The 12,410-nt window shown below is 62.3% G+C and carries 9 protein-coding genes and 2 pseudogenes; 9 read left to right on the top strand and 2 right to left on the bottom strand.

Features of this window, described 5'->3' with window-relative positions:
* Positions 1-61 precede the first annotated feature (61 nt).
* Positions 62-531 (top strand): annotated as a pseudogene (locus tag ACTJI8_RS09665) (transposase); the annotation flags it as partial.
* Between the two features lie 104 nt (positions 532-635).
* Here ACTJI8_RS09665 and ACTJI8_RS09660 read toward each other — a convergent pair.
* Both ACTJI8_RS09660 and ACTJI8_RS09655 read right to left on the bottom strand, forming a co-directional pair.
* Entirely contained in the window at positions 636-893 is a 258-nt protein-coding gene (locus ACTJI8_RS09660; protein WP_440733222.1) for a hypothetical protein, read from the bottom strand.
* A 1,221-nt stretch (positions 894-2,114) separates the two neighbouring features.
* Positions 2,115-3,524, bottom strand: a complete 1,410-nt coding sequence (locus tag ACTJI8_RS09655) for a PucR family transcriptional regulator (protein ID WP_440733221.1) — start codon at positions 3,522-3,524, stop codon at positions 2,115-2,117.
* Between the two features lie 88 nt (positions 3,525-3,612).
* On the opposite strand from ACTJI8_RS09655, the gene ACTJI8_RS09650 reads away from it, so the two are divergent.
* From ACTJI8_RS09650 to ACTJI8_RS09615, 8 genes and pseudogenes are all read left to right on the top strand, one after another.
* Complete coding sequence (locus ACTJI8_RS09650; RefSeq protein ID WP_440733220.1) at positions 3,613-4,932, top strand: flavin monoamine oxidase family protein; 1,320 nt, start codon at positions 3,613-3,615, stop codon at positions 4,930-4,932.
* Positions 4,929-5,291, top strand: a complete 363-nt coding sequence (locus tag ACTJI8_RS09645) for a cupin domain-containing protein (protein ID WP_440733219.1) — start codon at positions 4,929-4,931, stop codon at positions 5,289-5,291. The genes ACTJI8_RS09650 and ACTJI8_RS09645 overlap by 4 nt, the downstream gene beginning before the upstream one ends.
* Before the next feature lie 52 nt (positions 5,292-5,343).
* Complete coding sequence (locus tag ACTJI8_RS09640; protein WP_440733218.1) at positions 5,344-6,888, top strand: aldehyde dehydrogenase family protein; 1,545 nt, start codon at positions 5,344-5,346, stop codon at positions 6,886-6,888.
* A gap of 47 nt (positions 6,889-6,935) precedes the next feature.
* Positions 6,936-8,252, top strand: a complete 1,317-nt coding sequence (locus ACTJI8_RS09635) for a flavin monoamine oxidase family protein (protein ID WP_440733217.1) — start codon at positions 6,936-6,938, stop codon at positions 8,250-8,252.
* A gap of 11 nt (positions 8,253-8,263) precedes the next feature.
* Entirely contained in the window at positions 8,264-8,470 is a 207-nt protein-coding gene (locus ACTJI8_RS09630) for a hypothetical protein (RefSeq protein ID WP_440733216.1), read from the top strand.
* On the top strand, positions 8,467-9,879 hold the full coding sequence (locus tag ACTJI8_RS09625; protein WP_440733215.1) for a purine-cytosine permease family protein: 1,413 nt from the start codon (positions 8,467-8,469) through the stop codon (positions 9,877-9,879). The genes ACTJI8_RS09630 and ACTJI8_RS09625 overlap by 4 nt, the downstream gene beginning before the upstream one ends.
* 76 nt (positions 9,880-9,955) lie before the next feature.
* Complete coding sequence (locus tag ACTJI8_RS09620; protein ID WP_440733214.1) at positions 9,956-11,413, top strand: NAD-dependent succinate-semialdehyde dehydrogenase; 1,458 nt, start codon at positions 9,956-9,958, stop codon at positions 11,411-11,413.
* Between the two features lie 654 nt (positions 11,414-12,067).
* Positions 12,068-12,410: pseudogene (locus ACTJI8_RS09615) on the top strand (transposase); the annotation flags it as partial.

Genomic DNA, 12,410 nt, shown 5'->3' with positions numbered 1-12,410 from the left:
GACGGCGGGGCCGCGCATTCCGAGACGATCGCCGGGTGGCCGAGGGGACACGGCGGATCTGTCGAACTATAGGAATCTGCGCGAGGAGCCGACTGATCACGCCATAGGTCGATCGCGGGGCGGGTTGCGCACGAAGATCCATCAGCCCTGGACAAGCGGGTGAGTCGCCGAAGTTCCCCGTCCTGATGAACCATAGACGAGTCGCGCGCCGGGGCCCGGGGCGGCCGCGCTCCCGCCCCGACCGGGTGCGTGGCGACAGGGCGTACTTGTCTCGCGCGATTCGGCATCACCTGTGCTCCCGGGGGATCGTCGCGGTCCTCCCCGAGCTCGCCGACCAGCAGGGGCACTGCAGACGTCGAGGTGCCCGTGGCGGCAGACCCGTCGGGTACGACCGCGACGATTGCAAGGGGGCGAAACGTTGTCGAACGCAGCTTCAACGAGACGAAGCAGTGGCGCGGATTGGCGACTCGATACGACAAGCTCGCCATCACATACCGTGGTGGTGTCATCCTTCGTGCAATCACCCTCTGACTCAAGGCCGGTGCTAGGCGGATCCCACACGTTCTTGAACTTGTGAGGTAACTCTGCTTAGCGTCCGCCTGAGGACAACAAGCAAATCTCTCACGCCTTGGTGATCACCGGAACGGCAAGCTGTCGATGTGCTCACCGTCGCCGTCGTACGAGACGAAGCCGACGTAGGAGACAAGCTCACGCGGACGCGACGGAACCGCACGTCTACTCGCCTCGAACTGCTCGGTCCACCTCCCGTCGTCGAGGGAGCCCCCGGATGCAAGCGAAAGGTGAAACACCCAGCCGTCGAGCGGAAGCTCTTCAACGCGGCGGAAGTCGGTCGCATCCAGCACCTCGGTCAAGCTTGAGTAGGCGTCGATCAACGAGCTCGCTCGCTAGAGTCGCGTGATCAGCTCTTGGAACGGCGGCGGGAACTCGTCAACCGCATCTACGCGCAACTCGACTGACGATTGCGCTCCCGCCCAGGAGGCGATCAACTCTCGGAACGAGCGCACGCGCCCCGGCTCGAAGAAGCTGCGGAACGCAAAGTGTTCGGGTGGAGTGTCCCCTCTGGCAGCCGCGCCACGATCTCGGGCTGCTCGCTCTCGTAGAAAGGCGGCAAAAGACTCGCTTGGTCGAAGGACCACATATTGCTGTCCTTGAAGTGACTCCAACAGCGCTGGTTCCGTCATATAGGGGGTGGTCATCTGGCTCACTTCAGTCTTGGAAAGTGAGTCGACGCTACCCGCCGCAACCACCTCGCGTGTTCGCTACTACAAGGAGACCTCGCTGGAGCGTCGCCGGTTCCTTTTGAGAGACACGCCCTAGTCAGTTCCATTCTTCGGGCAAACCTGTCGTTCGCGACACCCTCCGACAACGGCTTGGCTTCAACGGCATCGTCGTCACCGTTTGGAACTTCCTCGATGCGAGCACTTCCTCGGCCTCGAGTTCGGCCCGAACGACTGGGGAAATGGAACACCGCACCCCGCTTGAGTGCGCCCGGACTGCTATCGACATGGGTGTCCCCCAGTTACTTGGAGGGGTTTGAGGTCTTGGACGGTCTGGACATCACGACCGATCCCGCGGAGGCTAACACCATTTTCGTGCGGGTCGAAGCGCCCCGTTCGAGATCCGACGTGGCTCGGCCATCACCGACTACGTCCCTGGCGGCACGCTTGCGCTCCCGCATGACACGATCAGCCAGCCGATCTCGCTTGCCTCGTACGCGCCGCTTTACGTCTCTGTAATCCTCGAGTGACCGGCCATCCTCGGGCCTATCGTCGACCGCGTGCAACCGTAATGGGCGAGTCCGCGGCAAGTGATCGGGTCATCCTCGACGCCTTCACTGGCAAACATCCCATCACTGGAAAATTGCCATTCGACATCCCCTCTCTACGGAAGCCGTCGAGAACTCCGGAGAAGACGCCCCGTTCGACACCACTTAGCCTCTTTCTTCGTGCGGTATGAGGCCTGACGCAGTCGCAAATATCCGAAGTGAACGCTGCATAGCTGACTGCCGACGAGTATGGGTCGTCTTCATCGCGCGGCCCACCTTCGGTGGGCGAAGGTGGGACGTTAGAGGCGATCAGGTGGCGTGGCTGGGATCACACGCCGCCGAGAGTCTGCCACGCCTGATAGGCGATCCACACAGCGGCGAGATCCGCAGAACGAGACACGTTGAGGTTCGTTTCCTCTTCGATACGCCGCAACCGATACCCGAGGGTCTGTCGATGGACCGACAGCTCCTCGGCGGTCGACTGCCAGTTGCGGTCGTTGCGCAGGTACGCGAACAAGGTGCTGCGGAGAGTGGTGGCACGCTCGTCCTCAAGTGCCAAGGGGCCAAGAACGTCGGCAACGATCTGAGACGCCTCTCGCCGGGAGCGCGTCAGGACAGACATCGTCGAGCCCGCATACTCGCTCCATCCCGGTGCGTCTGCCGAGTCTGGGAGGACGTTCCGCGCTTCAGTCGCGGCTGCGCGGACATCAGCGAGGTCAAGGAACACGGAAGAGATTCCCGCTGTAGGTGCGATGGGCTCAACCTTTTCGCGGAAGTCCTTCATAGCGGCGACTGGAACGAGGGCGAGATAGTCCCTGCCTCCCGATCCCACGACGGCAGGCAGCAAGGCGGTCGCCGCGGCGCGGGCGACGAGAGGTCCACTAGCGCCGTCGAAGGCGAGGATGCGGAATCCATCCACTGTTGGGTGCGGGTCAAGGAAGGCCGGGAGGTCGCTGGTCCCTACGCCGTTGATCAACGCCGTCATATGCGCGGCGGACAGCTGCGCACGCCGATCCGCGGTGTCCAGCAGCCGGTCCACGGCCACCTCGATGATCTTGATGAGATGTACCAGGAGGAAACTATCCAGCGGTTCGTCCTTGAACTCCGCCAGCTGCAGATGGGCGCGGTGATGCCCATGAAGCTCGTACGTCCGTGTCACCCGCGAGGCGTCAGTGGAGGTTTCGACCGTGCCGGAATCGAGAAGCCTGGCCCCGGTATGAGTGTCAAAGACCTCGATCCCGATGGACAGCAGTGCTCCGAGGCTGTGTAGAAGGTCCTTGGTGTTGCTCCCGGCGTAGGCCGCGAGGTGGTAGAGCTTGCTGAGCTTGAGGACCTGCAGAGTCTGGCCGGTCGTATTGGCAGCCGCGACGTGGCGCGCGATGACGGCGTAGGACGTACGCTGCCCCGCGAAAAGGATGGGAAATCCGCGGCGGTTGGCTTCGTCGAACATGCTCTCGGACAACCGCGGGGCAAGGTCGTGATCTCCGATGACCATGCCTGCCAGACCCGCATCGTCGAGCCGGGCGATGAATGCTGCTTGGTCTGCTGCCTTCTTCGGCACGCATAAGCCGACGGTCATGAGCAGTTCGTGCGGACCCAGCCACTCAGCGGGATCGACCATCTCACAGCTGTGCGCCCACAGCACCTCTCGCGTCTCCCCGTCAGCTCCCGCGAGCAACTTCGTGTCAAGGCTCAAGGTCCCCACAATGTCGGCCACCGTCAAAACGCCCGCACTCATGCCTCGACTATACGACAGGACATTCTCGCTGGATATGCTATCCAACTGTCTAGTGCCCATAGGTGTGACCCGGACGTACTTTGGTCGAGTGGCAACCCGCCACATCAACGGAGATGTCGATCAGGGGCAATACATGAACCGCGTAGCAGTTCTCGGCGCCGGGCTTGCTGGCCTTGCTGCGGCTACCGACTTGGTGAAGTCGGGAGCCGATGTCACAGTTTTTGAAGCACGGAACCGCCCCGGCGGACGCGTGTGGTCAGAGACTCTAAGCCAGGGGGGCCACCGCAGCGTCATCGAGCGGGGTGCAGAATTCGTCCTCGACGGATACACCTCGATGAGGCGGATGCTTGATGAGTACGGACTTGAGCTCGTCGACACTGGGATGAGCTACTACGTCCGGGAGCCCGGCGACCTACCCGGCGTGACCACGGCGGACATCGTCGCCGCGGGCCGCAATGCGGTACGTATCGCATCCGAACTTCAGGGCGCTATCTCCGCCGAAGAGGTCCTCGGACATTTGAGCGAGGACCAGGATGTCGTCGAGGCCTTGCGAGCCCGCATTGAGATCTCGACCGCGGTCAGCGCGTCGGAGGTCACCGCCGAGGCGCTGGAACACATCGCATCCTTCGAACCGAAGCCGAGTTGGCGGGTAGCCGGCGGCAATCAGGGACTGCCAAACGCTCTCGCCGCCAGCCTGGGTAATGTCGTGCAGTTCTCGACTGCGGTAAAGGCAGTGGAATCGCTTCCGCGAGGGGGAGCGCTCGTTACCCTCGCGGATGGCGAAGTCATCGCGTTCGACGCCGTCGTCGTGGCCCTCCCCCTTGCCATCGTTCGCGACCCTCTTACGGTCGCACTGCCTACCGCGCCTGCCCGCGAAGCGGCATTCAGAGGGATCCGACAGGGGCACGCCGCGAAGATGCACGTCGGCCTACCGACGATCCCGCCCGCCAGAGCCATTATGTCCGTGCGAAACCGCTACTGGACGTGGACAGCTGTGGACGCTTCTGGTTCCGTCGCCCCGGTCCTGAACGCTTTCATGGGATCCGAAGCCGCTCTCGACCGGGCCGCACTGGCCACCAACCCGCAGGAGTGGCGCACCGAGGTTAGCCAGCTTCGAGCCGACCTTCAGATCCCAGAGGACGCAACGATCCTTACCACCGTCTGGTCGGAGGATCCTCTCGCACGCGGCGCTTACTCCGCCCACGCACCGTTCGACGGTGACGCGCGCCCTCCCGTGCTCACCCTCGAAGATGGCGTCGGCGACGTATTCTTTGCCGGCGAGTACACCGACCCGGACTTCACCGGACTCATGGAGGGCGCCATCCGAAGCGGTGAGCGCGCCGCACAGCGCGTACGTCATCGACTGTCCAGCCCCGCCACCGCCGACGCGTTGCAGGAAACGATATGACCCCCATCACCAGCGACGTCGAGCTGGACTGGCCCACGTTCGAAGATGTCGACGCGACACGCGTGCTCTACGGCTCGCCCGGGGTCAGTACGATCCGGCTACACCACCGCGACACGGTCGAGTTCGGTTTGTGGCGAGTCACTCCCGGAGCTTTCAAGACCGAGCGCAACGGCCAGGACGAATTCATCTACATCCTGAGTGGAGAAGGTGATCTTGTCGGGGTCGACGGCACCACCTTCTCGCTTTTCCCGGGAGCGACGGTTGTCCTTCCCGACGGCTGGCGTGGCTACTGGGCTATCCGCACCATGCTCACCAAGGTCTACACCCTCATGTCCCGGCTCCCCGCAGGCGCCGCCTGACCGCGTTACCACCTGTCACTCCCGTTAGCAACGACGCAACCTAAGGAACATCATGACTTCCACCGTTCTCACGAACCACGCAGGGCCTTCTGAGGCCACCGCCGCGGTCATCGCCGCGGTCAACGACAGCATCTACGCCTCCACCGGACTCGTCCCCGCGGAGGGTGACCGCCGCGTGGAGGTCCTTGACCCGGCCACCCTGCAGCCGATCGGTTCTTTCACTGACCCGACCGCGGAACAGGTGGAGGAAGTTATCCGTTCCGCGAACATCGCCCAGAAGCTCTGGGCAGAGCGCACACCCCTGGTTCGGGCCGAGCTGCTGCATGAGATCGCCAGCGAGATGCGTCACCAGGCGCGACGGATCGGTGAGATCATGACGCTCGAGACCGGGAAGCCCTTCAAGGAGAGCGTCGACGAGATCGGCTGGGCGGCCTCCGCGATCGATTACTACGCCGAGATCGGCCGGCACTCCATCGGCACCATCCACGGCGCGGCCACCGCAGGGCAGATGCAGTACACCCTCAAAGAGCCGATGGGGACCGTCGTCATCGTCCTGCCGGCCAATTTCCCCATCCTTCTCCTGATGTGGTCCGCGGCCGCCGCTTTGGCCGCCGGGAACTCCGTCATCGTGAAGCCGTCGGAGAACGCCACCCTGACCTCGCTCGCGCTGATGCCGATCTTGGAGGGACTGGGCGCCGGCGTCATCCAGTGCGTCCCCGGCGGCGCTGACGCGGCCAAGCAGCTCGTCGGACACCCCGACACTCACATGGTCGCCTTCACCGGAAGCGTGCCCACCGGTCGTGCAGTGGCTCGCGTCTGCGCCGACACGTTCAAGCCGTTCCTGATTGAAGCATCGGGCAGTGACTCGTTCATCGTCATGCCGTCCGCGAACATCGACGTCGCCGCTCAGGCCGCCACCTTCGCTGCGTTCCTCAACTGTGGCCAGGTCTGTACCTCGGCCGAGAAGATCATGGTTCACGCGGATGTATACGACGAGTTCATGACCGCCTTCGTTCGGAATGTGGAGGCGCTGCGCATCGGCCACGGCCTCAATAAGGTCGACATCGGAGCGATGGAGAACGGCAACGAGCTGCGGCGCGTGGAGGGACTCCTCGCCACAGCCGTGGAGCAGGGCGCACGTATCGTCACCGGTGGTGGTCGTCCCGAAGTCGGCGACGACCTCCCCGGCTACTTCTTCACCCCAACCGTCATTGAGAACCTGCACGACGGGATGGACATCTACACGCAGGAGGTATTCGGGCCCATCGCCCCTGTCTATAAGGTGTCCAGTTTCGACGAAGCCATCAACCTCACGAACGCATCGCCGTTCGGACTCGGCGCTACCCTCTACTCGACCGACATCGTTGAGATCGATCGCGCGCAGCGTGAGCTCGTCACCGGAATGGTATGGGTCAACGCCCCGCTGCTCGACAACGATGCTGGCCCGTTCGGTGGACGCAAGCTTTCCGGCATCGGCCGCCAGCTCGGCACCGAGGGATTGGACACCTTCCGTCACACCAAGCTCGTGATGGTCGACCCCACCTCGTCCGTTCAGGACTTCTGGTGGTTCCCCTACCCGAACGAGGAAGCTTTCTAACCGACACCCCCGTGCATCGCTCGGAAACCAACAAAGGAGAACTGGCAATGGAGTCAGTGGATGTCATCGTCATTGGGGCCGGCTTCGCCGGCGCCACCGCAGCGAGAGATTCCGCGCTCGCGGGAAACTCTGTGCTCGTCCTCGAAGGCCGTGACCGGCCAGGCGGACGAACGTGGTACCGACAGTTCGACGGTCGCGATCAGAAACTGGAGTTCGGGGGCACTTGGATCGCGCCGACCCGCCAACCATTCGTTCGCGCGGAGATCGAGCGCTATGGGCTTGACCTCTTTCAGAGCCCGAATTACAGCCAGTTTGGATGGGGTATTGGTGGCGCGGTCAGCCACGAGCGCTTCCCGTTTCCTCCCGAGGAGTGGGCTGCTCTCGAACGTGTCATCGCGAAGATCGACACGGACTCCGATCGTGTTCAACTATTCGACGTACCTTTGGGCCAGCCCGAACTCGCAGACCTGGACATCCCGTTCACCGACTACGTTCATGCCCTGAATCTTCCCGCCCGGGTAAGCGACTTCATCTTGGCGTGGCCCACGTTCTACTTCGGGGCGTACCCGGATAAGCTCTCAACCCTCCACGTCCTGTCATGGAACAAAGGCTTCGGCAGCGCCGTCGGATGGTACCTGCTGCTGGTAGACAAGTTCCTTGGAGGAACGGGCGTCCTCGTTGAGAAAATCCTCTCAGAGGCCCCGTTGGATATCCGATACGGCGTCGATGTGCGCAGCATCGACGACGATGGTCAACGGGTTGTTGTCACCGACGCGGACGGCACGCAGTTCTCAGCACGGAACGTCATCGTAACGGCGCCGATCAACACTTGGGAGCGCATCTCCTTCACCCCGGGGCTTCCCAGCTCACATCAGGCGATGAGTGTGGAGAAGCAAGCCGGGGAATCGGTCAAGGTGTGGGCGCTGGTTCCCAAGCAAGATGACTTCTTCTTCGGCGCCGGTATGCACACGACGTTCAAGTGGCTCGCATCGGAGTACACGACCGCGGACGGTACCTACCTCGTGGGTTTCGCATCTGCGGAGGCAGACCTTGACGGCAACGACATCGAAGCCGTCACTCGAGCTGTCCAGGAGTACCTCCCGGGCGTTCCGGTGCTCGCTGTCGACTTCCACGACTGGAACAACGATCAGTTCTCCAACGGAACATGGATGGCATATAAGCCCGGTCAGGTGATTGCGCACTCGGCCGCGCTTCAGGTCCCCCACGGTCGCGTATATTTTGGCAACTCCGACCTCGCATCGGGATGGGCAGGGTGGATCGACGGAGCCATCGAATCCGGTGCCCGAGTGGCAGCGCAGTCAAACGCCGCTCTCGCCGAGTCTTCCGTCGTCGCAGCAGGATGAAGGAGTCTGACATGTCTAATACAGAATCCGCCGCGGCCGCGCCCGTCACCGTCTCCCACCTCACGCACGACGCGTACACACAAGAGATGAACGTGAGGCTGGCCGAATGGCGCGGCGCAACACTCGAGCCGGCCCTTCACGGTTCCGACTTCCTGCCCTTCATCCTCCTCACCGTCGCACTGCCGGTGCTCGCCCTGTTCGGAGCGTGGTTCCTATGACGAAATCGATGGACGGTATCTCCGTGAGCGGAACCGAAGGCTCGCTGCCCCTCGCCTCGAATGAGCGAGAATGGCAGCCGAGGACACTGTTCTTCAGTTCGGCACAAGCCGCCGTGGCAACCTGGTGCTTCATCATCGGCAGTTACGTGGCCTACTACCTCGATGCAGCTCAAGGAAGCATCGTCATGCCAGCGGCGATGCTGGGCGGAATGTTCCTTGTCTGGCTGGCGACCGTTCCAATGGCCACTCGCTACGGTTTGGAGGCTGTTCGCTCCACCCGCGCCGTCTTCGGAACACGTGGGTCGCGCTTCAGCGTCGCACTGATCTTCCTCTTCACCATCGGGTGGGGAACTACGCTGATGATTCTGAGTGGGAAGTCAGCGGCTTACCTCCTGGTCGCGCTCAGCATCGTCCCAGAGGAACAGGCGTGGCTGGTGCAGATGGTTACCAGTGTCATCTCACTGGTCATCGTCTGGCTCTTCATCAGCAGGGGACCGGCGATTCTTCGACGGGTGGGAGCAGTCGTCGCTATTTCCGTGATCGCGCTGGGGCTGATGGTCATCATCGCCATCGTCGTGTCTATCGGCGTCGACAAGCTGTTTGCGGCGGTTCCGGCCTTCGCGAGCGGTAACAACCTGCTGGACTACACCACCGGTATCGAACTCATGCTCGCTACTGCACTGTCCTGGTGGCCGTACGTGGGCGGCATGAGTCGGTTCAATAAGAGCACCAAGAAATCGATCCTGCCGGTGAACCTGGGGCTTGGTCTAGCAGTGGCCATTATCTGCCTCATCGGCCTCTACACAGAGTTGCTCTTCCCCGGCTCCGGGGGCAACCCCATCCAGGGACTGTTCGAGGTGGGAGGATTGGCGCTCGCGCTTCCAGCGTTCGCCTTCATCATCATCTCCAACATCGGAACGACGATGGTCGGTACCTACACTGCTGCGCTGGCTCTGAAGCAGCAGCCCGCGATCGATGCGAAATTCAGTTGGCGCATGGCAACGGGCGCGGCCGTGCTCACTGCCATCATTGTCATCGTGTTCGCTGCGGAACCGTTCTACGAGAACTTCGGAACGTTCCTCACACTTTCCGCCGTCGTATTTGGCCCCCTGTGCGGGCTACAGATTGCCGACTACTTCCTCCTACGTAAACAGATTTTGGACATTGACGGGCTGTACAGCACGGACCGCGGTGGAAGCTATTGGTACACCGGTGGATTCAACATCGCCGGGTTCGCGAGCCTTGCAGTCGGGATGGTGGTCTTCTTCCTGATCCTCGACCCGATTACCTTTGTCTCGTCGGGGATCTTCCCATTCACCACGGCAACCCTGCCCGCAACAGCAACGACGATGCTCGTCTATGTCGTGCTGATGCGCTCCGGCTACCTACGTCGACGCGCGAAGAAGTAGCAGTCCCGTTGGTGAGCTCGCCGTCCCTCGTGAGGCGAGCTCACCAACATGCCCACTCAATGTCTCGGAGCACCTCATGACGATTTTCGAAGAGTCGGTCCTTACAGATATCCCGACCAAGCTCTATATCGGGGGCGCGTGGGTCGACGGCGAGAAGGGCACCATCGATGTGCATAACCCGGCGACCGGAGAGGTACTCGCGACGGTGGCGAACGCCTCCCCTCGCGATGGTATCCGTGCGCTGGATGCGGCTATCGTCGCGCAGCAGGGGTGGGAGCGCACATCTGCTCGCACGCGAAGTGACATCCTAAGACGCGCTTTTGATCTGCTTCAAGAGCGGGCGACCGAGTTTGCAACCGTGATGACTCTGGAGATGGGGAAGCCGTACGCGGAGGCACTCGGCGAGATCGCATACGGCAGCGAGTTCCTCCGCTGGTTTAGCGAGGAGGCCGTCCGTGTCAGCGGCCGATTCGGCGCCAACCCCGAAGGCACCGGCAATGCCATCGTTTCTCATCACCCCGTCGGACCCTGCTTCCTCATAACCCCGTGGAACTTTCCTCTAGCGATGGCCACTCGCAAAATCGCCCCTGCCCTCGCCGCAGGATGCACCGTTGTGATCAAGCCCGCAGAACTCACACCTCTCACGACGCTTCTCTTCGTCCAGCTACTTGAAGACGCGGGAGTGCCGGCGGGGGTCGTCAACGTACTGACGACATCCACCGCCGCAGCAGTCTCCGCGCCGATAATCGCAGATCCCCGACTGCGTAAGCTGAGCTTCACCGGCTCCACAGCCGTGGGCCAACGCCTCATTGAGCAGTCCGCACACCAGGTGCTTCGGACGTCCATGGAACTCGGCGGTAATGCACCTTTCATCGTCTTCGACGACGCCGAACTCGACAAGGCGGTCGACGCGGCGATGCTGGCTAAATTCAGGAATGTTGGCCAAGCTTGCACAGCGGCCAACCGGTTCCTCGTGCATCGGTCCCTCGCAACGGAGTTCAGCGATCGCATCGCTGAACGCGTCAGAGCCCTGAAGGTCGGTCCCGGCATCGAAGCAGGCGTTGACATCGGTGCACTCATTAACGATGCTGCTGTGGCTAAGGCGGACTCCCTTGTCAGGGAGGCGCTTCAGCGAGGCGCGCGCCTCCGAGTTGGCGGTGCACCCATCTCGGGACCCGGATCCTTCTACGAGCCGACCCTCCTGGACCACGTGCACGCCGACAGCAAGCTGTTGCGCGAAGAGGTCTTCGGGCCCGTTCTGGCGATCGTTAGCTTCGACGACGAGGATGAGGCTGTCCGCATCGCCAACGCCACCGAGTACGGGCTTGTCTCGTATGTCTTCACGGAGAGCCTGGATCGCACTATGCGGATGATTAGTGCGCTGCAGACCGGGATGATGGGCGTGAATGCGGGAGTGGTCTCCAACGCGTCCGCCCCATTCGGTGGAGTGAAGCAGTCCGGACTTGGTCGAGAAGGCGGCATTGAAGGAATCCACGAATACCTGTTTACGAAGTACACGCTCATCCCTCGATGAGCCTCGTATCCGTCGCTCCTTCCGGGTAGTCGGTTCCCCAAAGCCGGACAGGTTCTTCGCGGCTGTCGACAGCCGCGAAGAGATCGGGTGCGTCCCCGCCGCCGGAGGAACGTCACGACAGGTGATGGTCCCCGGTAGGCGGTCCTCTCGTCGCAGCATCCAGCGATCTCGACCGCACAGGCGTCGCGATCGTCCCGACCGCCAGCTGCATGAGGCCAAGAAGTTGTTGACGCGGCGCCGGGTCGTGGATGCGGGTGGTTTGCCGTCGTGCTCGCCGTAGGGCCGGTGATTGTTGTAATGCGAGTTCCACGTCTGAAGCGCTTTCTCGCGCTGCCGCTCTGAGATCCAGGTTCTCGCATAGAGGAACTCCTCAGCCCGGATGCGGCTATGTACGCGCGATTTCCGCAGATGTTCACCAGACACCGGCGGCGATTCTGCCCTTGACTCGTGCCGATGTGTACAAGTCCAGTGGTAATCGGGTCTCCAAGTACACCGTTTCATTCTCCCACGTCGAGCCCCGACTGTCGGTGGGACCATCAGGCGGCAGCCCTCTCGTACCGCGATCACCCGCGATGGACAGATAGCGACAGGAAGGCCCCAGGCATGTCCCGCCTTCGCGCGCTGACGGACGATCAGTGATCGTTGATCGTGGGAATGCTGCCGGGCCCGACAGGTCGACCACGCCGAGAGTTCTCTGATCCGAGAACGATGATCGAGGGAATCATCTACCGCTACCTCACAGGGATCGCGTGGCGTGATCTGCCAGAAGCGTTTGGCCCATGGCAGACGGTCTGGACCTGGCACCGCCGCATGGCCGCTGGCGGTACTTGGGATGCAGTACTCGCCAAGCTCACTTCTACTGCCGAGGCCTCCGGGTCTTGAATTGGTCATTGTCGGCGGACTTCATGATCGCACGCGCGCACCAGCACGGGACGAACACGATGTCGGCGATGGTTGAAAACGAGGCCATAGTGACGGGCGAAAGCGAGGCCACCCA

Source organism: Microbacterium sp. 22303, from assembly GCF_052045265.1.
Classification (GTDB): domain Bacteria; phylum Actinomycetota; class Actinomycetes; order Actinomycetales; family Microbacteriaceae; genus Microbacterium.
Note: the sequence above shows the minus strand (reverse complement) of the source record. Positions and strands in the feature narration are given on the sequence as shown.

What these genes read in the sequence shown, in the direction of transcription:
- ACTJI8_RS09655 (WP_440733221.1), bottom strand. Translation starts at nt 3,524, where the DNA reads ATGAGTGCGGGCGTTTTGACGGTGGCCGACATTGTGGGGACCTTGAGC.
- ACTJI8_RS09645 (WP_440733219.1), top strand. Translation starts at nt 4,929, where the DNA reads ATGACCCCCATCACCAGCGACGTCGAGCTGGACTGGCCCACGTTCGAA.
- ACTJI8_RS09640 (WP_440733218.1), top strand. Translation starts at nt 5,344, where the DNA reads ATGACTTCCACCGTTCTCACGAACCACGCAGGGCCTTCTGAGGCCACC.
- ACTJI8_RS09635 (WP_440733217.1), top strand. Translation starts at nt 6,936, where the DNA reads ATGGAGTCAGTGGATGTCATCGTCATTGGGGCCGGCTTCGCCGGCGCC.
- ACTJI8_RS09630 (WP_440733216.1), top strand. Translation starts at nt 8,264, where the DNA reads ATGTCTAATACAGAATCCGCCGCGGCCGCGCCCGTCACCGTCTCCCAC.
- ACTJI8_RS09625 (WP_440733215.1), top strand. Translation starts at nt 8,467, where the DNA reads ATGACGAAATCGATGGACGGTATCTCCGTGAGCGGAACCGAAGGCTCG.
- ACTJI8_RS09620 (WP_440733214.1), top strand. Translation starts at nt 9,956, where the DNA reads ATGACGATTTTCGAAGAGTCGGTCCTTACAGATATCCCGACCAAGCTC.